The following is a 23788-nucleotide window of genomic DNA, read 5'->3' as shown; positions in this document are numbered from 1 at the left end:
GGTCCCCGTCGATTTTCTCGCCGTTCCTGCCTTTGCGAGGCCCGGATTCATTGACATTCAGGCAGGGCCCCATGGTATAGGCACCGCCTGCGGATCCCGTCCCGCGGCCTCGCCCGGTGGCCTTGCCCCGTCTGGCGGCGTCACGATCCGGGCGCGCCGACGCCGCAGGCCCGATGCCCGCCGCCGTCCTTCGCAACCTCCGCCGGTTCCTGCTCCTCGTCCCGCCGTTTCCAGCCCCCACCCGCCGTTTCCAGCCAAGGTGACGTCACCGTCTTCCCGTCAGCCAGAAGTGTTTCCCATGCTCCCACACGACGACAATCCGCTCTTCGCGACCTTCGCGCGTGCGCAGATCCGTGTGGAGCGAGGCGAGGGCGTCTGGCTGCACACGTCCGACGGACGGCGCTTCCTCGACTTCACCGGCGGCATCGCGGTGAACTCGCTCGGCCATGCCCATCCCCATCTCGTGGCGGCGATCACGGCGCAGGCCTCCAAGCTCTGGCACGTCTCGAACCTCTTCGAGATTCCCGGGCAGGAGCGGTTGGCCGAGCGGCTGACCGAGGCGAGCTTCGCCGACAAGGCCTTCTTCACCAATTCGGGCGCCGAGGCGCTGGAATGCGCCATCAAGACGGCGCGGCGCTACCACTACGTGAACGGCCAGCCCGAGCGTTATCGCATCCTCACCTTCGAGGGCGCCTTCCATGGTCGCACGCTCGCCACCATCGCCGCCGGCGGCCAGAAGAAGTATCTCGAGGGCTTCGGCCCGAAGGTCGAGGGCTTCGACCAGGTGGCCTTCGGCGACCACGAGGCGCTCGCCGCCGCCGTGACCGACGAGACCGCCGCGATCCTCGTCGAGCCGATCCAGGGCGAAGGCGGCATCCGCGCCGTGCCGGAGGTCTGCCTCAAGGGCCTGCGCGATCTCTGCGACGAGAAGGGTATCCTCCTCATCTACGATGAGGTGCAGACCGGCATCGGGCGCACCGGCACCTTCTTCGCCTACGAGCATTCCGGCGCCGAGCCCGACATCCTCGCGTCGGCCAAGGGCATCGGCGGCGGCTTCCCGATGGGCGTGTGCCTCGCCACCGCGGAGGCCGCCAAGGGCATGACGCCGGGCACCCACGGCACCACGTTCGGCGGCAACCCGCTGGCCATGGCGGTCGGCAATGCCGTGCTCGACGTGGTGCTGGGCGAGGGGTTCCTCGCCGAGGTGCGGCGCACGGCGCTGCTTTTCAAGCAGAGTCTCGCCTCGCTCGCCGACCGCTATCCCGAGATGATCGAGGCGGTGCGCGGCGAGGGGCTGCTCATCGGCATCAAGCCGCGCGTGCCGAACGGCGCCTTCATCGAGGCGCTGCGCGGCCACGAGATGCTGGCGGCGCCCGCCGGCGACAACGTCATCCGCTTCCTGCCGCCGTTGAACGTGACGCCGGAGGAGGTGCGCGAGGCGATGCGCCGCATCGAGGCGGCCGCGGCCGAACTGTCGGGCCGCCCCGCCGAAGGCGCTGCCGAAGGCGCCGCGGCATGAGCGCGCTGGAGCGGATGGCCGTGCCCGGCGTCAGACACTTCCTCGACCTCGCCGATCTTCCGACCGCGGACCTGCGGGCGATCCTCGCCGACGCCGGTCGGCGCAAGGCGCAGGGGCGCACTGGCCCGCGGCCGCTCGAAGGCCGGGTGCTCGCGATGATCTTCGAGAAGCCCTCGACGCGAACCCGCGTCTCCTTCGACGTGGCGATGCGCCAGCTCGGCGGCGAGACGCTGTTTCTCTCCGGCTCCGAGATGCAGCTCGGCCGCGCCGAGACGATCGCCGACACGGCGCGCGTCCTCTCGCGCTACGTCGACGCGATCATGATCCGCACCACCGAGCATTCGCGCCTCCTGGAAATGGCCGAGAGCGCCACCGTGCCGGTGATCAACGCGCTGACCGACGACACCCATCCGTGCCAGATCATGGCCGACATCCTCACCTTCGAGGAGCATCGCGGCCCGGTGAAGGGCCGGACCTTCGCCTGGACGGGCGACGGCAACAACGTGCTGAACTCGCTGATCGAGGCGGCCGGGCGCTTCGACTTCGCGCTACGCGTCGCCACGCCCGAGGGCTCCGAGCCCGACCCGCGCTTCGTCGAGCGGGCGAGGCGCGAAGGCACGAAGCTCACGCTGACGCGCGACGCGCGCGAGGCGGTGGAGGGGGCCGACTGCGTGGTGACCGACACCTGGGTCTCCATGGGCCGCGAGGACCAGGCGCGCGGGCACAACGTGTTCCTGCCCTATCAGGTCAACGAGCGGCTGATGGTGGACGCCAAGCCCGACGCGCTGTTCATGCACTGCCTGCCTGCCCATCGCGGCGAGGAGGTGACGGACGGCGTGATCGACGGTCCGCAGTCGGTGGTCTTCGACGAGGCGGAGAACCGGCTGCACGCGCAGAAGTCGATCCTCGCCTGGGTGTTCGGAGACGTGGCGACGCATGGCTGAGACGAACCTGGAACTCGGCGAATTCGGCTTCGCCGGCGACGACGCCGTGGTGCCCTACGCGGTGGCCGCGCTGGACGCGCGCGGGCGGGCGGTGCAGCTCGGCTCGATGGTGGACGCGATCCTCTCGCGCCACGACTATCCCGCGCCGGTCGCGCAGCTTCTGGCCGAGATGATCGTGCTCACCGTGCTGCTCGGCACCTCGCTGAAGTTCGATGGCAAGTTCATCGCGCAGACGCAGACCGACGGCCCGGTGGATCTCCTCGTGGTCGACTTCACCATGCCCTCCAGCGTGCGCGCCTATGCGCGCTTCGACGCCGAGCGCTTCGAGGCGGCGGTGGCGGCGGGCGACACGGGGCCGGAGGCGCTCCTCGGCAACGGCATCATGGCGCTCACCATCGACCAGGGCGAGCACACCCAGCGCTACCAGGGGATCGTGGAGCTCTCGGGCGCCTCGCTCGAGGCGGTGGCCGAGACCTATTTCCGCCAGTCCGAGCAGATCCCGACCACGGTGCGCCTCGCGGTCGCCAAGATCGCCCGGCGCAACGCCGCCGGGGGCTTCAGCGAATCCTGGCGGGCCGGCGGCCTCATCGCGCAGTTCCTGCCCGAGGCGCCCGAGCGCATGCGCCGGCCCGACCTGCCGGGCGGCGACGCGCCGGCGGGAACCGATGACATCGCCGCCTACGAGCCGGACGACGCGTGGACCGAGGTGCAGGCGCTGGTCGGCACGATCGAGCCCTCCGAACTCGCCGACCCCGAGGTCGGCGTCGAGCGGCTGCTCTTCCGCCTCTTCCACGAGCGCGGCGTTCGGGTGTTCGCGCCGGCCCCGGTGCGCGACGACTGCTCCTGCACGCGCGAGAAGATCCGCGGCGTCCTCTCCAATTTTTCGGCCGAGGATCTCGCCGAGAGCGTCGAAGACGGGCACATCCACGTCACCTGCGAATTCTGCGGCGAGGCCTACGAATTCCAGCCTGATGAACTCGTCCGGCAGGACTGAGCGGGACGCTCGCCAAGTGTTGCGAGTCCGGAGGGCGTGAAGCCCGGCGTCGGAAGCCTCAGTTCAGCGTGCGCGGCCGGGCGTCGGGCGCGTCCAGCGAGAAGGCGGGCACCTCGATCTCGAAGAAGCTGCCGTTCGGGCGCTGCATGCGGAAATGGCCGCGCATGATCCCCGAGGGCGTGCCGAGCGGGCAGCCGGACGTGTAGGTGAAGCTGTCGCCCGGCGTCAGGATCGGCTCCTCGCCGACGACGCCGGGGCCGCGCACCTCCTCCACCTGTCCGTGGCCGTCGGTGATGTGCCAGTAGCGCGAGCGCAGCTGCACCGTCTCGCGCGATCCGTTGGCGATCTCGATACGATAGGCGAAGACCCACCGCCCCTCGGCCGGCGCCGACTGCTCGGGCAGGAAGCTCGGCGTCACGGTGACGGTGATGTGGCGGGTGGTCGCGTGGTACATGGGGCCGGGCTGCGCTGGTGGGTGCCGGCCGCATCTTTCGCGGCATCGGCCGGCGAGGTCAACGCGCCGCGGGTCACGAAACGGCGGCAGGACGGTGATCGACGATGCCGCGCCCATGCCACCGGGCGCGCCTCGGGGCGATCCGGCCGCCCCGCCATGGCCTTGGGCGGGAGCGGCCGGGGAGGGCGGGTTCAGACGGCGGCGAGCGCGCGGGTGATGTCGTCCACGAGGTCGGCCGGGTCTTCGATACCCGCCGAGAGCCGCAGCATGCCCGGCCCGATGCCGAGTTCGGCGCGCGCCTCTTCCGTCAGGTTTTTGTGCGTCGTCGTCGCCGGATGGGTGACGAGGCTCTTGGCGTCGCCGAGATTGTTGGAGATCTTGACGATCTCCAGCGCGTTGGCGAAGCGGAAGGCCCCGGCCTTGCCGCCCTCCAGTTCGAAGGCGAGCAGCGTCGAGCCGCCCGTCATCTGCCGGGCGATGATCTCGGCGTCGGGGTGGTCGGCGCGGCCGGGATAGATCACCTTCGCGACCTTCGGCGAACCCGCCAGCACCTCGGCGAGTTTCGCCGCGTTCGCCGTCTGCTGGGCGACGCGCAGCGGCAGCGTCTCCAGCCCCTTCAGCAGCGTCCAGGCGTTGAAGGGCGAGAGCGAAGGGCCGGTGTGGCGAAAGAAGTCCTGCAGGTTCTTCTCGATCCACTCGGCCGTGGAGAGGACCACGCCGCCGAGGCAGCGCCCCTGGCCGTCGATGTGCTTGGTGGCCGAATAGACCACCACGTCGGCGCCAAGCTCCAGCGGCTTCTGCTGCATGGGCGTCGCGAAGACGTTGTCGACGATGAGGATCGCGCCCGCCGCATGCGCGATCTCCGCCACCGCCGCGATGTCGATCACCTCCAGCGTCGGGTTCGTGGGGCTCTCCAGGAAGAAGACCTTCGTCTCCGGCCGCACCGCCGCGCGCCACTGGTCGAGGTCGCGCCCGTCCACCAGCGTCGAGGCGACGCCGGCGCGCCCGAGCACGGTCTCGATGATGTAGCGACACGAGCCGAACAGCGCGCGCGCCGCTACCACGTGGTCGCCCGCCTGCACGGCGCATTGCAGCGCCGTCGACACCGCCGCCATGCCCGAGGCCGTGGCGCGCGCGTCCTCGGCGCCTTCCAGCGCCATCATCCGCTCCTCGAACATGCGCGTCGTCGGGTTGGAATAGCGCGAATAGACGAAGCCGGGCTCGTCGCCCTTGAAGCGCGCCTCGGCGGCCTCGGCCGAGCCGTAGACGAAGCCCTGCGTCAGGAAGAGCGCCTCCGACGTCTCGCCAAAGCCCGAGCGCATCGTTCCGCCATGCACCATCGCCGTCGCGGGCCGCACGCGCTTCACCTCGTCGTTCGTCTTCAGCATGGCAGGGCTCTCCGACGGCCGACTTCGGACAGGACGCGAGAAACCGCTTCGAACAGAGGAAACGGCCTTTAGCGACTTCAGTTTAACGTGGCTGCAAGCCGGCCGGCAAAATCACCACGGGAATGGCGGAACGCATAATCCTCGGCGCGCGTGAAATCAACGGGGGAGGCGGGGCTGCCGCCCCGGCCCCGCCCGAGGACTGACGCCCCCGGACCCCCGCTTTCTTTTTGTCGATGATCGAGGAGGGCCAGCGGCCCTCCTTGATCATCGAAGGAAGTGATGGGGTTCCAAGGGCCTCAGGCCCTTGGCGGGGTGCAGGGGCAGCGCCCCGCCACACCCGTCGAATTTAACCGCGCGCTAACGACGGATGCGCTACGACGGCCCATGGCCGGTGGAATCCTTCCCGATCGCGAGATCCAGCATCTGTTCGACACCGGCGGCATCCGGGCCGAGCGGGCGCTGGACGCCGACCAGATCCAGCCGGCCAGCCTCGACCTGCGGCTGGGGACGGTGGCCTACCGGGTGCGGGCCAGTTTCCTGCCGGGACGCGGCCATCCGGTGGTCGACAAGCTCGCACGCTTCTCGATGCACGAGATCGACCTCAAGGGCGGGGCGGTGCTGGAGACGGGCTGCGTCTACATCGTGCCGTTGCTCGAAAGCCTGGCGCTGCCGGGCGACGTGCGCGCCGCCGCCAATCCCAAATCCTCCACCGGGCGTCTCGACATCTTCACCCGCGTGATGAGCGACGGGGCGCAGGAATTCGACAAGGTGCCGGCGGGCTACCGGGGGCCGCTGTTCCTGGAGATCTCACCGCGCACCTTCCCGATCGTGGTGCGGCCGGGCTCGCGGCTGAGCCAGATCCGCTTCCGCACCGGCGATGCGCAGCTCGGCGAGGCCGAACTCGCGGCGCTGCACGAGCGGGAGCGGCTGACGAGCGCGGCGGACGCCAACATCTCGGGCGGCGGCATCGCCCTGTCGGTCGATCTCGTGGGCGACGGGGCGGGCCTCGTCGGCTATCGCGGCAAGCGGCACACCGGCGTCGTCGACGTCGACCGGCGCGCGGCGCAGACCGTGCTCGACTTCTGGGAGCCGATCCACCGCGCGGGTGCGGGCGAGCTGGTGCTCGATCCCGACGAGTTCTACATCCTCGTCTCGCACGAGGCGGTGCACGTGCCGCCGGCCTTCGCGGCCGAGATGACGCCGTTCGATCCGTTGGTCGGCGAGTTCCGGGTGCATTACGCCGGCTTCTTCGATCCGGGCTTCGGCCATTCGCCGGCGGGGGGCAGCGGCAGTCGTGCCGTGCTGGAGGTGCGCTCGCACGACGTGCCCTTCATTCTCGAACATGGACAGATCGTCGGGCGCCTCGTCTACGAGCGCATGGCCGCGCTGCCCGAGCGCCTCTACGGCACCGACCTCAACTCGAACTACCAGGCGCAGGGCCTCAAGCTCTCCAAGCATTTCCGCTGACCGGATGGCAGCGAGGCCGCGTGGGACTTTTGGTGGGACTTTCAGCCCGAACGTCCCACCGTACGCCGTTCGTTCTCCACCCCGTTCCGTTCGCCGCAGGGACCGCTTGCGCTGAAACCCCGCCTTCGCTACGGTTTCAGTCGGAGCGCGGGCGTAGTTCAGCGGTAGAACGCCAGCTTCCCAAGCTGGATGTCGTCGGTTCGATCCCGATCGCCCGCTCCAACTCTCACACCCGGCGCTCGCACAGGCCGCGAGATCATTTCGTCCTGCCCGCCTCAGCTTGCACATCCCAACGGTTCGAAGCGTCCGGCAGGCTTGAAAACGGGGATCTTTGGTCGTCGGCGCCCCGACACCGGAACGAAGGGGGCCGCGGAACGCTGTTCCCTTGCAGACCGCGATCATGCGTCTCCTGCCGAATGGAGATGCGCATGTTCACACAGTTCGCCAACGCGACGTGCCTCGCGATCGAGGCCCAGCAGGTCATCTGGATGCGGATGGCCGGGCTTCCACGCCAGGGACCGCTCGAAGCCTTCACGGAAACCGGGCTGATGGTCTCCGAAAAGGTCGAGGCCGCCTGTTCGGCCGTCCTCAGTCTCGCCTCCGGGCGTTCGGTGGACGACGTCGTCTCGGCCTATCGCGGCGTTGTCCAGGCCAACCTCGCGCGGCTTTCCGCATGAGGAGCGACGTCGCAGCCCCCGGTGTGCTTCTTCTCTATCGTAGCTCGAACGGCGACGAATGGCACTTCGTGCGGGACGACCGAACCGGCGACGAGTACGTCCTGCACAGCGCCAACCCGTCGTCGGGCGGCGCCGTGACGCGGATCGAGGCGCCTGCCTTCCTGACGCTCGGCAACGGGCCGGAACAGCAGGAATTGCGGCGCCTTCTCGGCACCGCGAACTGACGCGCTTCGCCCCTTTCCCCGGTCCGCCGGCGAGCGCGGCGGAACAAGGGCAGATGCCGGGAACTGGGGTTTGAGACCCAAGGACGAAATCATGACCATCAAAGCCATCCTGTTCGATGTCGACGGCACGCTCGTCGACAGCAACGACTTGCATGCGCGGGCCTGGATGGACGCCTTCGCCGAGTTCGGCATCGTCGTCGCGCATGCGGCGGTCCGCGATCAGATCGGCAAGGGCGGTGACAACCTCATGCCCGCCCTCCTCGAAGAGACGATCGTGGACGAGCACGGCGAGGCGATCTCGAAGGCGCGCAGTCGCATCTACCGGGATCGCTATGCCGATCAGGTCCAGCCGTTCGCCGAGGTGGCGGCCCTCTTTCGCAGAGCCCGGCAGGACGGCTGGGCGATCGTCATCGCCACGTCGGGCGAAAGCCACGAGGTCGAGCCCCATCTGGAGACGCTGGGGGTTCGCGACCTCGTGGACGAAGTGACGACGGCCAGCGATGCCGAACGCTCCAAGCCGCATCCCGACATCTTCGCCGCGGCTCTGAAGAAGGTTGGAGCCGAAGCCGCCGACGCTGTCGTGGTCGGCGACAGTCCCTACGACATCGAGGCCGCGGCCAAGCTCGGGCTGCGCACCATCGCGGTGCGGAGCGGCGGGTTCGGCGACGACGTGCTGACCGCGGCCGGCGCCGTCGCGATCTACGACGACCCCGCGGATCTCCTGGCCTCCTACGAGGATTCGCTCCTGGCGCCGTGACCGCCGCAGGCTTCGTCATGGCTCCGTGGAAGGACCCACGATGGTCCGGCGCCGTGTCGAACCATGCCCGCCGAGGGCGGTGACGATCGATCCGAATGAAGGTCGAGGCCGGAGACGGCGCTCCGGACCGCCTCGGCTGCTGGTCCAAGTCCCGCAAGGCTCACGAGCCGACGTGGACCCTCTCTCGTGTCGAAAGCCCGGCGCGATGGCTCGACGGCATCGGTTGAACCGATGCTTCGATTTCCACCGGGCGCGGGACCAATCCTTGAGCTGAAATTTGAAGCAGGGCGCAACAAGCGCTGCTGCCGGGGTCGTCGGACCTCGTTCCTTCGATCACGAGTGATCCATGCGACGAGTCGTGTCGGCTATTCGGCTGCATGCGGCATCCGCAGTGAACGCCGCGGACGATCGGCAGGCGACGTTCGCGGACAAGGTTTCTCGGGCGGTCGATCCTCGCCGGCGCGGAGATCGGTGCCTTCGCCGCGGGAGACGCCGGTTCGTGCCAAATGCCAGGCCTGGACCGTCACGGCACCGACGCGGCGCTTGATCCCGTTCGCCGGACCCGGCAGAAGCCGACGACCGTCGTCGATCCCGCGCGGGCTGGCCGCAGTCGGCGTGATCCATGATTCCAACCCTGAAGGTGGCCATGCGCGTATTCGACGTTCTGACCCGGGCTGCGTTCGGCGTGGCGAGCCTCGCTCTCATGCTGCTGGCCTGCGCGCTCATCTACTACGCGGGATCGGGCGTCTGGGAGAGCGTCCGCGTGCCCGACCGCGACCTCGGGCAGACCGCCCTGGAAGCGGTCGGCTACACGGTGATCGCCATCGCGGTCTTCGACGTCGGAAAGTACCTTCTGGAAGAGGAGGCGATCCGCGGCCGGGAGATGCGCAACGCCGGCGAGGCGCGGCGGAGCCTGACGAAGTTCGTCTCCACCATCATCATCGCGGTCCTGCTCGAAGCCCTCGTCACCGTCTTCGAGGCGGGCAAGGAGGATGCCCGGTTGATGATCTACCCGACACTGCTGCTCTTGGCGGGAACGCTGCTGATCGTCGGCCTCGGCGTCTATCAGAGGCTTAGCGTCAGCTCGGAGACCCAGGCCGCCGATCCCGCCGAGGACGATCAGGGGCGCAGCGGCGATTGAGGACAGCCGGCGCTCGGTGGCCTTCTCGGTCCGCCGTCCGCAAAGGCGCGATCCGGCAGCCGGAACGCTCGGTCGGTTCGTGGCAGCCGAACGGTCCGGCCTTCGTATCGCCGCACCAACTGCCGCCGGTGCCGCTCCGCCGCCGTGCGCACGCGGCGGGTCGGGACGCACCGAGGCTGACCTGCGGGTTCGCCTCCTTGGCGAAGATCGTCCGATCGTCTCGCGAGAGAGGCCAAGGCCAATGGCCGGAGGGCCTTGCGTCATCCCACAGTCACGCAGGCGGCGTAGAGACCCAGGTCTGGGTCTCTGTCGAAGATTGCCGAATGCGGGGCCGGTCTCGCGCGTCACGACGTCGAGCCCCGTCTTGTCCGATCCCCCGGGAGTGCCGCGTCGATGAGACCGCCGATGTCGATCCTGCAACGATCCGCCCTCCTCGCTCTCGTGTCCCTGCTGGTGCCAGGAGCGGCGTTCGCGCAGGCGCCGGGCGCGGCGCCCGAGGCGGTCGACTGGATCGAGCTGGCGATGGGCGCGGTCGGCGGCCTCGTTCTCTTCCTCTACGGCGTCCACGAGCTTTCGCATGCGCTGAAGGCGGTGGCGGGCGAGCGAATGAAGGCGGTGATCGGCCGGGCGACGGGCGATCGCTTCCGCGGCCTCGGTGCCGGCACGCTCGCGACCGTCCTTCTCGATTCCTCGTCGCTGACGATCATCCTCCTCATCACCTTCGTCGATGCCGGCCTGGCGAGTTTCGTGCAGGCGCTTCCCGTCGTCCTCGGCGCCAATATCGGCACGACCTTCTCGAGCCAGGTCTTCGCGATCGGCATCGACGCGTACGCGCCCGTGCTGATGCTCGCCGGGTTCCTGCTGCGGATGACGGTGAAGAAGCACCACGCCAAGGATTGGGGCGCGGCGCTGTTCGGCCTCGGTCTCGTGCTTTTCGGGCTCCACACGATCGGCGATGCGGCCGAGCCGCTTAAGGACCAGCCGGCCGTGACGGACTGGTTGAAGACGATGGCGACGCCCGTCTACGGCATTCTCGCGGGCGCGGCGATCACGGTCGCCATCCAGTCCTCCTCGGCCATGCTCGGCATCGTCATCACGCTCGCGGGGCAGGGGATCATTCCGCTCGAGGCCGGGATCGCGATGATGCTGGGGGCGGAGATCGGCACCTGCGCCGATACGCTCGTCGCCACGATCGGGCGCTCGCGCGATGCGCTGCGAGTGGGCCTGTTCCACCTTCTGTTCAACGTCGTCACCGTGTTGATCGGTGCTGTGCTGGTGGAACAGATCGTCCTTTTCGCGAGCTGGACCTCCGACGACGTCGCGCAGCAGATCGCCAACGCCCATGTCGCCTTCAACCTCGGCGGCGCGCTGCTCTTCATCGGGTTCGTGCGGATCGTCGGGCGGTTGATCGAGCGGGCGGTGCCCGAACGGGTGGGGAACCCCGTGGCCGCCTGAGCGCTGCCGCCGACTTCGCCGATCTTCGCTGCCCGCAAGCTGGCCGCGTCGCGTGGCGCACGGCCCGCATCGTCGGGCTTTCGCCATGCCGCCGCGGGGCTCCGACACGCCCGGCGGTCGATCCGGCCACGCTCTGCGTGCGCCAAGTTGGATAATCTCCGTTGCAGCTTGCGCGGCGCACGCTAAATCATGTTCACCGACGTGCCCGACCGGCGTGTCACCCGAGCGGCGCCGCCTTGCGGACCGCCCGGACCGACCGTGATGCGAAGGAGTTCCCGATGGCCAATCGCCCACGGCGATCGAAATCCGGCGGCAGGCCGGACACCACGATCGATCTCGGTGCCGAGAGGGTCGCGCCTTCGAATGCGCCGATCGGTGAACGCGGCGGGTCGGTTGAAATCGGGGAGGCGACGGATCCCATCATGGCCGAGAAAGGGCAGATCGAGACGATGAGCGGTGACACCGGAACCGATCGGTCCCCCCTGAAGCCCGAGCGCGACGACGCGGCGATCGCACCGGCGGCCAGCGTCGGATCGCCGGCCATGCTCGGCCAGAGCGTCGCGAGCTCGTCTCCCGCCGCTCAGGCGGGCGTTGCGCCGGAGCTTTCGGGAGACGACCCGGCGGGCGCCGCGGAGCAGGACTTCGCGCGCGAAGAAGGCTTCGTGGCTCCGGCCGCCGCGGAGACCGGCCCCGACCGCATCCATCCCGAGACCGAGGCGCACGAGCCGATCGGCGGCGGCGATGCACTGCCGCGCCGCGATCTCGGCGAGTTCGAAGACGACGACGTGGCAGTTCCCCATGCCGAGGCAGAGCCCGCCGGGCCCGATCCGCTGGCCACCAGCCCCTATCGCGCGGCGCCCGACGAGCATTCTCGCGGTCCCGGCTTCGGTTCGCTCCTTGGAGCCGGCCTTCTCGGCGCCGCGATCGCCGTCGCGGCCGGGAGCGCGCTTCTCTATTCCGGCGCCATTCCCGTCGCCGCGACGCAGACGCCCGCGGTCAATCCCCAGCAGTTCGCCACGGCCGGCGAGGTACAGCAGATCGGCGGCGACGTGCAGACCCTGCGCGGCACGGTGGAGCAGCTGCAGTCGGCGCAGGCGGCCGGCGGCGCCGGGTCCGGCATGGTCTCGTCCTCCGACTTCACGCAGCTCGCCGATCGCGTGGCCGCCACCGAGCGCGCCGTGCAGACCGGCGGCGCCTCGGCGGGCGACGCTTCGAGCGCCGCCGCTTCGGCCGGCGAGACCGCCAATGCCGCGCGCGACGCCGCAGGCCAGGCGCTGCAGGCCGCCAACGCGGCGCGTGAGACCGCCGATGGCGCGCGGACCGCAGCCGACAGCGCTCAGCAGGCCTCGCAATCGGCCCAGCAGGCCGCTGCGAACGCCCAGACCGCCGCGGGCGAGGCACGCACGCAGGTCGAGGGCTTTGCGACGCGCCTCGCGGCGATCGAGGAGGGCAATCGCCGCGCCGGCATCGCGCTCTCGGCGGCTGCGCTGAAGACCGCGATCGACCGCGGAACGCCCTTCATGGCCGAGCTCGAAAGCTTTGCCGGCGCCTCCGGCGATCCGGCCGCCGTCGCCTCGCTGCGCGACTTCGCCGCCGCGGGCGTGCCGACCGCCGCGACGTTGAACGCGGGCTGGAGCGAGGCCGAGGGCGAGATCCTCGCCGCGCTCCGCCCCGCCGACCCGACCGCCGACATGGGGTCGCAGGTTCTTTCCGGCCTGCGCTCGCTCGTCACCGTGCGACCCGCCGGCACGGCGGTCTCGGCCGACGCGCCGGGCCCGCAGGCCGCGGTCGCCCGCATGGATACGGCGATCTCGCAGGGCGACTACGCCGCCTGGATCCGCGAGTGGGAAGGGCTGCCGGACACCGCGCGATCGGCCACCGAGAGCTTCGCGACCCGCGTGAAGGCGCGCGTGGCGGCCGATGGCATCATCGAGCAGACCATCAACAGCGCCGTCGGCGCCTCCGCGTCGCAGGGCTGACATGCTGCGTATCCTCGCCTTCTTCCTCATCGTCCTCGCGGCCGGTCTCGGCTTCGCCTGGCTCGCCGACAATCCCGGTTCCGTCTCGCTGGTCTGGCAGGGCCAGGAGGTCGGCACGAGCTTCACCGTCTTCGTGATCCTCGAGCTGGCGCTCGTGGTGGCCGCCGCCTTCGCGTTCTGGCTGGTGCGCGGCTTCTTCAAGGCGCCCGACCGCGTCTCGCGCTTCTTCTCCAACCGGCGTCGCGACAAGGGCTACCGGGCGCTTTCGGCCGGCATGATCGCCGCCGGCGCGGGCGACGCGCTGATCGCGCGGCGCATGACGAAGCAGGCCGAGAAGCTGCTGGTCAACCGGCGCGAGCCGATGCTGCGCTTCCTCGATGCGCAGACGGCGCTGATCGAAGGCGACCATGCCCGCGCCCGTTCGATCTTCGAGACGCTGGAATCTGATCCCGAGACCCGGCTCGTCGGCCTTCGCGGGCTCTTCCTCGAGGCCGAGCGCCTCGGCGACCGCGAGGCGGCCCGAAATTACGCCGAGCGCGCCGTGCGCATCGCGCCGCACGTGCCCTGGGCCGGCGGCGCCGTGCTCGACTTGAAGGCTGCGCAGGGCGACTACGACGGCGCGCTCGCCATTCTCGAAGCACAGCGCGATTCGCGGCTCGTGGACAAGGCCGAGAGCCGGCGACTGCGCGCCGTGCTCCTCACCGGCAAGGCGTTGGAGCTCGCCGACGCCGATCCGACGGGCGCCAAGACTGCAGCCCGCGAGGCGCAGAAGCTTGCCCCCGAGCTCGTGCCCGCAGCGGTCGTCGCCGCCAAGGCGATGATCCGTCTCGGCGACGCCAAGGGTGCCACCAAGGCGCTGGAGACGGCCTGGAAGGCCGAGCCGCATCCCGAACTCGCCGCGCTCTACATTCACGTACGGCCCGGCGATGGGGTGGCCGAGCGCCTGAAGCGCGCCCGCGCGTTGGCCGCGCTGCAGCCCGGCCATGTCGAGTCGCATCTCGCCGTCGCGCATGCGGCGCTCGACGCGCGCGAGTTCGAACTCGCCCGCACCGAGGCGCTGGCGGCGGCCGACAAGGGACCGCGCGAGAGCGTCTACCTCCTCCTGGCCGACATCGAGGACGGCGAGACCGGCAACGAGGCACTCGTCCGTCAGTGGATGAGCCGCGCCCTGCATGCGCCGAAGGACCCGTCCTGGAGCGCCGAAGGCGCGCCGGGGGCGCAGTGGCTGCCGGTGTCGCCGACGACCGGGCGGCTCGACGCCTTCCAGTGGTCGACGCCGAAGGCTACCGCCCCGTCCGCCGCACCGGGTGGCGATCCCATGCGCGTCATCACCGACCATTACCCACGCTCCGCCGAGTCCGCGCCGGCCGCGGGCAGGCCCGTCGCCCCGTCCTCCACATCGTCGGATGCGCGTCCCGTGATCGTCGCTCCGCTCGTCGCGGGGTCGGAGACGGATCGGCGCGAGATGCCGGCCGGCGTCTGACGGCGCGAAGGCGGACATGTTCGACACGCTGAAGGACTTCCTGCGCTCCATCGCGCCGATCGACGACGCCCGCTCGGCCGGCGACGATCCGGTGATCGCCGCCGCCGCGCTTCTCCACCACGTTTGCGAGGCAGATGGGGCGGTGAGTGCGCAGGAGCGCATCCGGCTTCAGTCCCTGCTCGTCGAGGCCTATGGCATCGAGCCCGCGCGGGCGGTGGAGGTCGTGGCGGCCGGGCGCGAGGCCGACCAGGATGCCGTCGATCTCTTCCGCTTCACGCAGGTGCTCATGCAGCATCTCTCGGAGACCGAGCGTGTCCGCTTCGTCGAGCTCCTGTGGGAGGTCGTCTTCGTCGACGGCACCGTCCACGAGCTCGAGGACAACGTGGTCTGGCGGATCTCCGAGCTTCTCGGCGTTTCCGCCCGCGATCGGATGCTGGGAAAGCGCGAGGCCGCGGCGCGGCGGCAGGAGCGCGATGTCTGAGGCCGCTCTCGAACGGCCGCCGGCCGCGGGGCCTTCGACCACACCGTCCTTCGCCCTGCGCGATCCCGGCGAACGTCGACCCATGCTCGTGGTCCTGCATCAGGAAACCTCGACGCCGGGCCGGGTCGGGCAGGTGCTCGAGGCCGCCGGCATCGCGCTCGACATCCGCCGCCCCGTGCTCGGCGAGCGGCTGCCGCCGACGCTCGACGCGCATCGCGGCGCCATCCTCTTCGGCGGCCCGCCGAGCGCCAATGACCCGGATGCGCATCTACGCCACGAGATCGACTGGCTCGACGTGCCGCTGCGCGAGGACCGGCCGTTTCTCGGCATCTGCCTCGGCGCGCAGATGCTGGTGAAGCATCTCGGCGGCACCGTCGCCCCGCATCCCGAGGCGTTGGTCGAGGTCGGCTACTATCCGCTGGAAGCGACGCCGGAGGGCCGGGCGCTGCTGCCGGACTGGCCGGACATGGTCTATCAGTGGCACCGCGAGGGCTTCTCGCTGCCGCAGGGCGCGACGCTGCTCGCCACCGGCGAGCGCTTTCCGAACCAGGCGATCCGCTATGGCGACCAGGCCTTCGGCGTGCAGTTCCACGCCGAGCTGACGCTGGCGATGATGCATCGCTGGACGACGCACGGCCACGCGCGGCTCTCGCTCCCGGGCGCGCAGGCGCGGCGCCAGCATTTCGACGGCCGTGCTCTTCACGATGCCGCGGTGAAGCGCTGGCTCGGGCAGTTCCTCGCCCGCATCTTCGGCCGGCCCGCCGCCTAGGCGGCGGCTCCGGCGCTTCGCAAGATCGCCTCGCGAAAGCCTCTTTCGCTATGCAGCAGACGCGACGCCTCAACGCGGCGTCCCCCAGCGCGGAACCGGGATCCCCAGCCATGTCGACCTTCGACCTCGTCGTGATCGGAAGCGGGCCGTCGGGCCGGCGCGCCGCCATCCAGGCCGCCAAGCTCGGCCGGTCCGTGCTGGTGATCGAGCGCCACGCCAAGGTCGGCGGCGTCTCGGTGCACACCGGCACCATTCCCTCCAAGACGATGCGCGAGACCGTGCTCAACCTGTCGGGCTGGCGCGAGCGCGGCTTCTACGGGCGCGCCTATCGCGTGAAGCAGGACATCTCGGCCGCGGACATCCAGTCGCGCATGGAGATGACGCTGGAGCACGAGGTCGACGTGCTCGAACACCAGTTCGCGCGCAACGGCGTGCGCACGTTGCGCGGCGCGGCGTCGTTCCGCTCGGCGCACGAAATTGCGGTGGCCCTGCCGGACGGCGAGGAGCGGATCGTGACGGGCCATCACGTCCTCATCGCCGTCGGCACCCATCCGTTCCGCCCGGACTACGTACCCTTCAACGGTGAGAACGTCTTCGATTCCGACGAGATCGTCGCGATTCCCAAGCTGCCGCGCTCGCTGGCGGTGATCGGCGCGGGCGTCATCGGCGTCGAATACGCCACGATCTTCTCGGCGCTGGAGGTGCAGGTCACGCTCATCGAGCCACGCTCGTCCTTTCTCGACTTCATCGACAAGGAGCTGATGGAGGAGTTCGTCCACGAGCTGCGCGACCGCAACGTCGCCCTGCGTCTCGGGGCGGAGGTGTCGAAGATCGACTTCGACGGGCAGGGCCGGCCCGTCTGTCATCTCGCCACCGGCCGCGACGTCACCAGCGAGGTGCTGCTCTTCGCCGCCGGGCGCATGGGCGCGACGGAGGGGTTGAACCTCGAGGCGGCCGGTCTCTCCAGCGACCATCGCGGGCGCCTTGCCGTCGACGGCAAGACGCTGCAGACGGCGGTGCCGCACATCTATGCCGCCGGCGACGTCATCGGCTTTCCCTCGCTCGCCTCGACCTCGATGGAGCAGGGGCGCCTCGCGGCCTGTCACGCCTTCGGCCTGCAGCCGCCGCCGCCGCCCGAATACTTCCCCTACGGCATCTATTCGGTGCCGGAGATCTCGACGGTCGGCATGAGCGAGGAGGAGGTGCGCAAGCGCGCCATCCCTTACGAATGCGGCGTGGCCCGGTTTCGGGAGACCTCGCGCGGTCACATCATGGGCCTGCAGACCGGCATGATGAAGATGATCTTCTCGAAGAAGACGCGGCGCCTGCTCGGCGTCCACATCATCGGCGAGGGGGCGACGGAACTCGTCCATATCGGCCAGGCCGTGCTCAACCTGAAGGGCACGATCGACTATTTCATGGACAACACGTTCAACTATCCGACGCTGGCCGAGGCCTACAAGATCGCCGCGCTCGACGCCTGGAACCGGGCCTTCGCGCCCGTGGCGGCGCCCCCGCCCGAAGCGCCCGCCGTGCAAGGCGCCTCTGCGGCCTGAGGCGGCCGCGGCGTCAGGTGCGCGCCGCGAGGCTGCGCGCCCGTCGCAGCTGCGGGAAGGCGAGCGACCAGATCGCGGCGACGCCGATCGTCGCGATGCCCCCCACCACCACCGCCGGCACGGTGCCGATGCCGTGCGCCATGACGCCGGCGCGGAACTCGCCGAGCTCGTTGGAGGCGCCGACGAACACCATGTTGACGGCGTTGACGCGCCCGCGCACGTCGTCGGGCGTCCAGAGCTGCAGTAGGATCTCGCGGATGTAGACGGAGATCATGTCGGAGGCGCCCATCAGCGCCAGCGCCCCGATCGAGAGCCAGGGCACGGTGGAGAGTCCGAAAATCACCGTGAAGGCGCCGAACAGGGCGACGAAGGCGAACATGATGAGGCCGGCGCGGTCCTTCACCGGATGGGCGGCGAGCCAGAGCGCCACTGCAAGCGCCCCGACGCCGGGTGCGGCGCGCATCAGCCCGAGGCCCCAGGGGCCGACGGCGAGGATGTCGTGCGCGAAGACCGGCATCAGCGCCACAGCGCCGCCGAGGAGCACGGCGAAGAGATCGAGCGAGATCGCACCGAGCACCACCTTTTCGCGGAAGATGTAGCGGAAGCCCGCCACTACCGTCTCGAGGCTGGCGGGCTCGCCCGTGCCGCGCTGGGCCGGCGCATGGATCGAGAGCACGAGCGCGGCGCCCACCGCGAACATCGCCACGGCGACGCCGTAGGAGAGATGCGCCGAGACGCCGTAGAGCAGCCCGCCCGCCACCGGCCCGACGATCGATGCGATCTGCCAGGACGAGGAATTCCAGGCGATGGCGTTGGCGAGTTCGTCGCGGCTGACGAGATTGACCACGAGCGAGGAGGCCGACGGCCCGAAGAAGGCGCGGGCGACCCCGAAGACCACGAGCAGCGCGAAGACCGGCGCCGGCGAGACGAGCTCGAAGAAGGTGAGCGCCAGAAGCGCCGCGCCCGCCGCGGTCTCCACCGCCAGCGACAGGCCCATGATCCAGCGCCGCGAATAGCGGTCGGCCGCCGCGCCCGTGACGAGCACCAGGAGGAGGGCGGGCAGGAACTGGCAGAGGCCGACGAAGCCGAGATCGAGGGGATTGCGCGTCAGTTCGTAGATCTGCCATCCGACCGAGACGGAGACGATCTGCGTGGCGAAGGAGCCGAAGAAACGCGCCAGCCAGTAGCGCCGGAACCGCGGGTTGCGAAATGCGGCGAACCGGTCCTCGTCGGGAACGGGAGGGCCGCCCGCTTCGGGGTCGGTTCGGGCCGTGAGCGGATCGGACGACGTCAAGGGCTGCTTCGAACGGGAGAGCGGGATGGGACCGGGCGGCGATCGGCCATTCGCAGGGATGCCATGGCCATCGACGGCCCTGTCATGGTCCTGCCGCGTCGCTCCGTCAAGCGCGCGGCCCGGCTAAGCGCGTGGTTGAATGCCGTCATGACGGGTGCCGGGCCGTCCCGCGACCGGGGCAATCTGCGATGGTGCGGCGATCCGCTGCGCGCCGCGAGCGTTTCGACCCGGACGCCCATCTTCGGCTCGGGCTTTCTCTCGACGGTACGGCCGGTCTTTACCTTGCGGAACGAAGAGGGGCGGGCCCGACTCCTCTTCTCCGGTTCGCCGGGGTAGATATCGATGCGTCGTCAACGCTTTGGAAACCATCATGCGCCGCGAGCCCGCTCCGCCGCCTGCCCGATATCCTCATTCCGCCATGCCGGTTCCGCGATTCGGCGTCGGCACCGAGGAGCAGGTGTCGCGTGTTCTGCGCAAACGCGCGCTGCGCAGTCTGGATGCGGTTCTGGCGATGCTAGCGGCCGGCAAGGTGGCGGCGCCGTCGTCGGCCGCCTCCGCGTTCATTCCACCGGGCGGCCGCCGGCTTCGCTAGAGCATGTCCGGTGATAGCCGCGTCGGCTTTCACGCCCGGGCGATGCGAGGCCAAAGGATTCGGGAGCCCATCCGGTGAAGACGTGTCGACGGAAGGGCGCCGAGGCCGGGGCACGAGCACAAAACGAAAGCGCCCTCACCGGGGGAGGACCGGGAGGGCGCCTTGGGTCGCCTTGCGGGTGGGAGGAACCCGCGTGGCATGTCCGCGTCGGCCGTCGGGAGGATCGGCCGCAGCGAATGAAAAATCGTTCAGCGCACCGACTGGCGGGCGACGGTCGGGATGTCGGAGCGCGACAGGCCGAGATCGGCGAGCTCGCGCTGCGACAGGCGGTTCAGCTCGGCGGCCGTGTTGCGCATCTGGCGCCAGGTCTGGAAAGAGCGGGTCAGGTTCATCGGTGTGGTCCTCTCGGCGGCATCTCGTCGGTGGATGCCGGTTCGGCTTGGTTCGTTTCGACAAGGACACACTAGCCCAACCGCTCGCGATGCAGCAGCGCTCGCTCGTCATGGCAGCCCTCGCGTTCCCAGCTATCTCGCAGCTGCGAAGCTGCCATGCGCGAACGCGGTGATGGGCGCAGAGCCATGTATTGTCGGCCGTTACCCACCGGTGATTTGCCGGCGAACCAGTTGACGCCGGAGGCCGCCCCACGGGGATTCTAGAACGCCAGCGGGCGGCAGAAGGACGAGCGGAAGAAGTCGAAGGCGCGTCGCAGGCGGGTCGCGTCGCCGTAGGGCGGCGTCGCCGCGTCCGCCGGGCAGGACTTCGTCAGGCCGCGCGTGGTCTCGTCGAGCGCGCGGCACTGGAGGCCCGCGAAGACGAGACGCGGCGCCAGTCCCGGACGCGTCTCCTCGACCAATGTCGCGCGCTCGAAGCTGAAATTGGTGCGCACCGGCGTCTCGCCGCCCGCGCTCGTGCGCTCGGCCGTGAACCGGCACTTCTCGTCGGAGATCTGCGCCACCTTGATCACGCCGGTGCGGCCGGCGAGATCCACGACGTATTCGGCCGGCGACTTGGCGGTCTGGGTGACGCGCACGAGGCCGTTCGGACCGGGCGCTTCCATGTCTTCGAGGCCGAACAGGAGGAAGGCAGCGGTCTCCTCGGCATTCTGGGCGAGGGTGGCGCCGGGTGCGGCGGCGAACAGAAGCCCTGCAAGGACGATCGATTTCGGCATCACGGGCACGCTCGCTCATCGAGGACGACGGGATCTCGGTTGTCGCAGCATTCGCCGGGTGGATCCATGTCCGGCCTCCCTGCCTCGCAACGTCGTGACGAAATGGTTGGCGGGGGAGAGGTTGGCGACAGAAAGAATCACCGGCGGACATGGTCTACGAACGCATTCTTAAAGGCCGGCCGTTACCGTGACCGTTCCTCGAGAGCGAACCGCGGCGCCATGACGCTGAACACCCGCCCCTCCCACTTGCCGACCGTCTGGCTCCGCCTCGTGGTGGCCTCGCTCTGCGTGCTGCTGCTGGCGAGCGCGGGCTGGACCCGGTGGGCGGACCGCGAGCACCGCGTCGCCAAGGCCGAGGGGGACGCGGGCATCCTGGCGCGCTCGCTCGCCCGCCATGCCGCCGACCTCTTCCTCATCGCCGACCTGATGTCCTCCGATCTCGCGGACGCCGCACAGGCGGCCTCCGCCGATGCCGATCCCGACCGCACCGTCGATCTGCGCGTGCGACACGAACTCGCGCGTTTCCCGCTCGTTCGATCGCTGGAAGCCTACGACGCCGAGGGGCAACGCCTGACCCGGCCGAAGCCCGGTCTCTCGGAGTGGACCGGAATTGCCGAGGCGCCGTTCTTTCTGGAGCGGCGCTTCTCTCCCGGCAGCGGCCTCGTCATCGGGGAGCCCATCCAGGCGGCGAACGGCGACGGCTGGATCATTCCGCTGTCGAGGCGGTGGAACAAGGCCGACGGCAGCTTCGGCGGCGTCGTCGTCGCCAGCCTCTCCTCGGAGGCGCTCGCCCTCTTCTATCACGAGTTCGACGTCGACGGGCATGCGGGCATCTCGCTGATGACGGAGACCGGCACGCTTCTCGCCCGATACCCGTTCGCGCCGGAGCGCATCGGGCGCCTGAAGGGGCTCTCGCCGTCGCTCGACGACGTGCGTCTCTACGAGAGGGGAACGTTCCGCCGGCCGTCGCCGATCGACGGGGTCTGGCGGATCCAGGCCTACCAGCATGTCGGCAACCTGCCGCTCGTCGTGTTCGCGGGCCTCAGCTACGAAACGGTTCTCGCCGGCTGGCTGCCGTCCACCTTGCTGGTAGCGACGGGCACGGTCTGCCTCGTCGTGCTGCTCGTCGGCGGAAGCCTCTTCCTCGAGCGCTACCTCGCCTCGAACCGCTCGGCGACGGTCGAGATGCAGCATCTGGCCGTCACCGACGCGCTGACGGGGCTCGGCAACCGGCGCGCGTTCGACGAAGCCTGCAGGGAGGAATGGGAACGCGCCGCGGCAGAAGGGCAGGGGGTGTCGCTGCTGCTTCTCGACGTCGATCACTTCAAGTCGTTCAACGACACCTACGGGCATCCTGCGGGCGACGCCTGCCTGCGGCGGATCGCGCAGACGCTGGGAACCACCGTGTTCGGCGTTCTCGGCCGGCTGGCGCGCTACGGCGGCGAGGAGTTCGCGCTCCTCCTCATCGACGTGACCCCATCGGTTGCATTGCTCCTCGCCGATCATGTCCGCATCGCCGTGCGCAATCTCGAACTGCCACACCGGGGCAATCTGGAAGGCGTCGCCACCGTCAGCATCGGCGTCGCGTCGATCGTTCCGCGCGAGGCCGGCGCGGACGGTCTGGCCCAACTGGTGAAGGCGGCCGACGAGGCGCTCTACCGGGCCAAGGCCGAGGGGCGCAACTGCGTGTGCCAGGCGCCGCTGCCGACCGCGGCCCGGCCGGACGAGATGGCGACGCCGGTGGTCGCCGACGCGGCATGACGCCGACGCCGCGCCGGGCTGCGATTGCCGTGTCGGCGCATCGGCCGGGCGTGAAAGCCCACCCGGCCTTCACGCCGGGACGTGCTCTAGCGTGCGTTGCGACGCTCCAGATCGCGCTCCCAGCGGAAGGCGTCCTCCACGATGCCGGTGAGATCGTCGTGCCGCGGGGTCCAGCCGAAGGCCCGGCGGGCGAGAGCGGCATCGGCGACGATCGCGCTGGCGTCGCCTGCCCGGCGGCCGGCGATCCGCACGTCGAAATCATGGCCGGCGACGCGGCGCACGGTGTCGAGCACCTCCAGCACGGAATAGCCGTGGCCGTAGCCGCAATTGGCGGTGATCGAGGCGCCGCCGGCGCGCAGGTAGCCGAGCGCCTGACGGTGGGCATCGGCGAGGTCGGAGACGTGGATGTAGTCGCGCACGCAGGTGCCGTCGGGCGTGTCGTAGTCGGTGCCGAACACGTCGATATGCCCGCGCTTGCCGAGCGCGGTCTCGCTGGCGACCTTGATCAGATGCGTCGCGCCCTTGGTGGACTGGCCCGTGCGGCCCTTCGGGTCGGCCCCCGCGACGTTGAAATAGCGCAACACGGCGTAGGTGATCGGATGGGCTGCGGCGGTGTCGCGCAGCATCATCTCGGTCATCCATTTCGAGGTGCCGTAGGGCGATTCCGGCGCCGGCCGCTGATCTTCGGCCACCGGCATGTGCGGCGGCGAGCCGTAGACCGCGGCGGTTGAGGAGAAGATGAAGTGCTTCACGCCGCAGCGAACGGCCGATTCGAGAAGCGCGCGCGAGGCCACCGTGTTGTTGGCGTAGTAGCCGAGCGGGTCGGCCACCGATTCCGGCACCACGATCGAGCCGGCGAAATGGATGATCTCGGAAATCCCGTGCTCGCGGATCAGCCCTTCGACCAGGAGCTGGTCGGAGATCTCGCCGACCACCAGCGTCGCCTCAGGCGCCACCGCCCATTCGAAACCGGTGGAAAGCCGGTCGAGGACCACCACGCGTTCGCCGGCGTCGAGGAGATCCCAGACCATGTGGCTGCCGATGTAGCCCGCGCCGCCCGTCACCAGAACCGTCATCGCTCAAGCCTTCCCGCCATCCGCCAAGCCTGACCGAGCGCCGGTGGGCCACCCGAGGCATAGGGCAGGTTCCGCTGGGCCGGCAAGGGCTCGCCGGTCAGCTTCGCGGCGTCCCCGCGTCGGACGCATCCACTGATGGTGCGGTCTCGGCCGGTGGCTCATAGCGCAGGAGGAAGGTCCAGGCTGCGTAGGCGCCGATGGCGAGCGTCATCACCATCCAGGTCGGGTCGCCCGCCACCGCTTCGACGCCAGCCCAGACGAGGCAGGCCGCGACGACGGCGATCCGCCGCCAGAGCGGGCGGAAGAAAGGGTGTTGGGCATCCTTGAAGGCCATCGTCGCTCGCATTCGTGTGGCGGCCCGCCCGTGTCGTCGGCGGGCCGATCCTGGCTCGTTCGCTCCGCTTATAGCGCGCCGGCAGCCCCCGGCGCCATCGCGCCGGCGGGCAAGCCCTCGTGATGGGGGCGGCCGGGCGAGCCCGACGTCTACTGGAAGAGCTGCAGCGCGTTGCGCAGCGTCATCACGATGCCCCAGAGGAGGGGAATGCCGACGAAGCCCCAGGCGAGGGCGATCTTGGGCGTGGGCGTGGTGGAGGGTTCGTGCGCCATGGT

25 protein-coding genes, 1 tRNA gene and 1 riboswitch are annotated in these 23788 nt (G+C 69.9%); of the genes, 18 read left to right on the top strand and 8 right to left on the bottom strand.

Annotation, left to right across the window (positions count from 1 at the left end; all coding sequences use genetic code 11):
• Nucleotides 1-298 precede the first annotated feature (298 nt).
• The 3 genes from GGR04_RS06275 to GGR04_RS06265 are packed head-to-tail and all read left to right on the top strand — an operon-like array spanning nt 299 to nt 3457.
• Nucleotides 299-1519, top strand: coding sequence for an aspartate aminotransferase family protein (locus GGR04_RS06275; RefSeq protein WP_183198902.1), 1221 nt, complete (start codon nt 299-301; stop codon nt 1517-1519).
• Between the two features lie 14 nt (nt 1520-1533).
• The gene (gene argF / locus GGR04_RS06270; RefSeq protein ID WP_183199039.1) at nt 1534-2463 is read left to right on the top strand and encodes an ornithine carbamoyltransferase; all 930 of its coding nucleotides are present in this window, start codon (nt 1534-1536) and stop codon (nt 2461-2463) included.
• On the top strand, nt 2456-3457 hold the full coding sequence (locus GGR04_RS06265; protein WP_183198901.1) for an Hsp33 family molecular chaperone: 1002 nt from the start codon (nt 2456-2458) through the stop codon (nt 3455-3457). The genes argF and GGR04_RS06265 overlap by 8 nt, the downstream gene beginning before the upstream one ends.
• A gap of 58 nt (nt 3458-3515) precedes the next feature.
• Here GGR04_RS06265 and apaG read toward each other — a convergent pair whose 3' ends face one another.
• Both apaG and GGR04_RS06255 read right to left on the bottom strand, forming a co-directional pair.
• Nucleotides 3516-3911, bottom strand: coding sequence for a Co2+/Mg2+ efflux facilitator ApaG/CorD (gene apaG / locus GGR04_RS06260; RefSeq protein ID WP_183198900.1), 396 nt, complete (start codon nt 3909-3911; stop codon nt 3516-3518).
• Between the two features lie 191 nt (nt 3912-4102).
• Nucleotides 4103-5299, bottom strand: a complete 1197-nt coding sequence (locus tag GGR04_RS06255; RefSeq protein ID WP_183198899.1) for an O-succinylhomoserine sulfhydrylase — start codon at nt 5297-5299, stop codon at nt 4103-4105.
• A 49-nt stretch (nt 5300-5348) separates the two neighbouring features.
• Nucleotides 5349-5427, bottom strand: a riboswitch (SAM riboswitch).
• Nucleotides 5428-5683: 256 nt separating this feature from the next.
• On the opposite strand from GGR04_RS06255, the gene GGR04_RS06250 reads away from it, so the two are divergent.
• From GGR04_RS06250 to sthA, 12 genes are all read left to right on the top strand, one after another.
• Nucleotides 5684-6766, top strand: coding sequence for a 2'-deoxycytidine 5'-triphosphate deaminase (locus tag GGR04_RS06250; RefSeq protein ID WP_183198898.1), 1083 nt, complete (start codon nt 5684-5686; stop codon nt 6764-6766).
• Between the two features lie 147 nt (nt 6767-6913).
• A tRNA-Gly gene (locus GGR04_RS06245) sits at nt 6914-6988 on the top strand.
• A 206-nt stretch (nt 6989-7194) separates the two neighbouring features.
• On the top strand, nt 7195-7443 hold the full coding sequence (locus GGR04_RS06240; RefSeq protein WP_183198897.1) for a hypothetical protein: 249 nt from the start codon (nt 7195-7197) through the stop codon (nt 7441-7443).
• The gene (locus GGR04_RS06235) at nt 7440-7667 is read left to right on the top strand and encodes a hypothetical protein (protein WP_183198896.1); all 228 of its coding nucleotides are present in this window, start codon (nt 7440-7442) and stop codon (nt 7665-7667) included. The genes GGR04_RS06240 and GGR04_RS06235 overlap by 4 nt, the downstream gene beginning before the upstream one ends.
• Nucleotides 7668-7758: 91 nt before the next feature.
• A complete protein-coding gene (locus GGR04_RS06230; RefSeq protein WP_183198895.1) occupies nt 7759-8424 on the top strand; it encodes an HAD family hydrolase in 666 nt (221 codons plus the stop codon).
• A 646-nt stretch (nt 8425-9070) separates the two neighbouring features.
• Nucleotides 9071-9565, top strand: a complete 495-nt coding sequence (locus GGR04_RS06225; RefSeq protein ID WP_183198894.1) for a GNAT family acetyltransferase — start codon at nt 9071-9073, stop codon at nt 9563-9565.
• A gap of 393 nt (nt 9566-9958) precedes the next feature.
• Nucleotides 9959-11020: a Na/Pi cotransporter family protein gene (locus tag GGR04_RS06220; RefSeq protein ID WP_183198893.1), complete on the top strand. Its 1062-nt coding sequence runs from the start codon at nt 9959-9961 to the stop codon at nt 11018-11020.
• 422 nt (nt 11021-11442) lie between these two features.
• Nucleotides 11443-12999: a COG4223 family protein gene (locus GGR04_RS06215; protein WP_183198891.1), complete on the top strand. Its 1557-nt coding sequence runs from the start codon at nt 11443-11445 to the stop codon at nt 12997-12999.
• 1 nt (nt 13000) lies between these two features.
• A complete protein-coding gene (locus tag GGR04_RS06210; RefSeq protein WP_246392678.1) occupies nt 13001-14482 on the top strand; it encodes a heme biosynthesis protein HemY in 1482 nt (493 codons plus the stop codon).
• Between the two features lie 16 nt (nt 14483-14498).
• Entirely contained in the window at nt 14499-14963 is a 465-nt protein-coding gene (locus GGR04_RS06205; RefSeq protein WP_183198889.1) for a tellurite resistance TerB family protein, read from the top strand.
• An 82-nt stretch (nt 14964-15045) separates the two neighbouring features.
• On the top strand, nt 15046-15732 hold the full coding sequence (locus GGR04_RS06200) for a glutamine amidotransferase (protein WP_246392855.1): 687 nt from the start codon (nt 15046-15048) through the stop codon (nt 15730-15732).
• A gap of 110 nt (nt 15733-15842) precedes the next feature.
• Nucleotides 15843-17288, top strand: a complete 1446-nt coding sequence (sthA, locus tag GGR04_RS06195) for a Si-specific NAD(P)(+) transhydrogenase (RefSeq protein ID WP_183198885.1) — start codon at nt 15843-15845, stop codon at nt 17286-17288.
• Between the two features lie 13 nt (nt 17289-17301).
• Here sthA and GGR04_RS06190 read toward each other — a convergent pair whose 3' ends face one another.
• Nucleotides 17302-18582 carry an MFS transporter gene (locus GGR04_RS06190; protein WP_183198883.1) on the bottom strand — a complete coding sequence of 427 codons (1281 nt, stop codon included), beginning with the start codon at nt 18580-18582 and terminating at the stop codon, nt 17302-17304.
• A 63-nt stretch (nt 18583-18645) separates the two neighbouring features.
• Between GGR04_RS06190 and GGR04_RS06185 the strand changes: the two genes are divergently transcribed.
• Complete coding sequence (locus GGR04_RS06185; protein ID WP_183198881.1) at nt 18646-18918, top strand: hypothetical protein; 273 nt, start codon at nt 18646-18648, stop codon at nt 18916-18918.
• 34 nt (nt 18919-18952) lie between these two features.
• Nucleotides 18953-19174, top strand: a complete 222-nt coding sequence (locus GGR04_RS06180) for a hypothetical protein (RefSeq protein ID WP_183198879.1) — start codon at nt 18953-18955, stop codon at nt 19172-19174.
• 248 nt (nt 19175-19422) lie between these two features.
• Here the strand turns inward: GGR04_RS06180 and GGR04_RS06175 are convergent, their stop codons facing one another.
• On the bottom strand, nt 19423-19566 hold the full coding sequence (locus GGR04_RS06175; protein WP_183198877.1) for a DUF1127 domain-containing protein: 144 nt from the start codon (nt 19564-19566) through the stop codon (nt 19423-19425).
• A 260-nt stretch (nt 19567-19826) separates the two neighbouring features.
• Nucleotides 19827-20342, bottom strand: a complete 516-nt coding sequence (locus tag GGR04_RS06170) for a hypothetical protein (RefSeq protein ID WP_183198876.1) — start codon at nt 20340-20342, stop codon at nt 19827-19829.
• A 219-nt stretch (nt 20343-20561) separates the two neighbouring features.
• Here GGR04_RS06170 and GGR04_RS06165 point away from each other — a divergent pair, with 219 nt between their 5' ends.
• The gene (locus GGR04_RS06165) at nt 20562-22103 is read left to right on the top strand and encodes a GGDEF domain-containing protein (protein WP_183198874.1); all 1542 of its coding nucleotides are present in this window, start codon (nt 20562-20564) and stop codon (nt 22101-22103) included.
• 86 nt (nt 22104-22189) lie between these two features.
• On the opposite strand, the gene galE is transcribed toward GGR04_RS06165, so the two are convergent.
• The 3 genes from galE to GGR04_RS24250 all read right to left on the bottom strand — a co-directional run bounded on the left by galE (nt 22190) and on the right by GGR04_RS24250 (nt 23785).
• A complete protein-coding gene (galE, locus tag GGR04_RS06160; protein ID WP_183198872.1) occupies nt 22190-23179 on the bottom strand; it encodes a UDP-glucose 4-epimerase GalE in 990 nt (329 codons plus the stop codon).
• Between the two features lie 97 nt (nt 23180-23276).
• Complete coding sequence (locus tag GGR04_RS06155; RefSeq protein WP_183198870.1) at nt 23277-23513, bottom strand: DUF3329 domain-containing protein; 237 nt, start codon at nt 23511-23513, stop codon at nt 23277-23279.
• 149 nt (nt 23514-23662) lie between these two features.
• On the bottom strand, nt 23663-23785 hold the full coding sequence (locus GGR04_RS24250; RefSeq protein WP_281383031.1) for an MFS transporter small subunit: 123 nt from the start codon (nt 23783-23785) through the stop codon (nt 23663-23665).
• Nucleotides 23786-23788: the final 3 nt, after the last annotated feature.

The organism is Aureimonas pseudogalii, from assembly GCF_014196835.1.
GTDB classification, from domain to species: domain Bacteria; phylum Pseudomonadota; class Alphaproteobacteria; order Rhizobiales; family Rhizobiaceae; genus Aureimonas; species Aureimonas pseudogalii.
The sequence above is the reverse complement of the archived record's forward strand: the minus strand, read 5'-3'. Positions and strand labels throughout refer to the sequence as shown.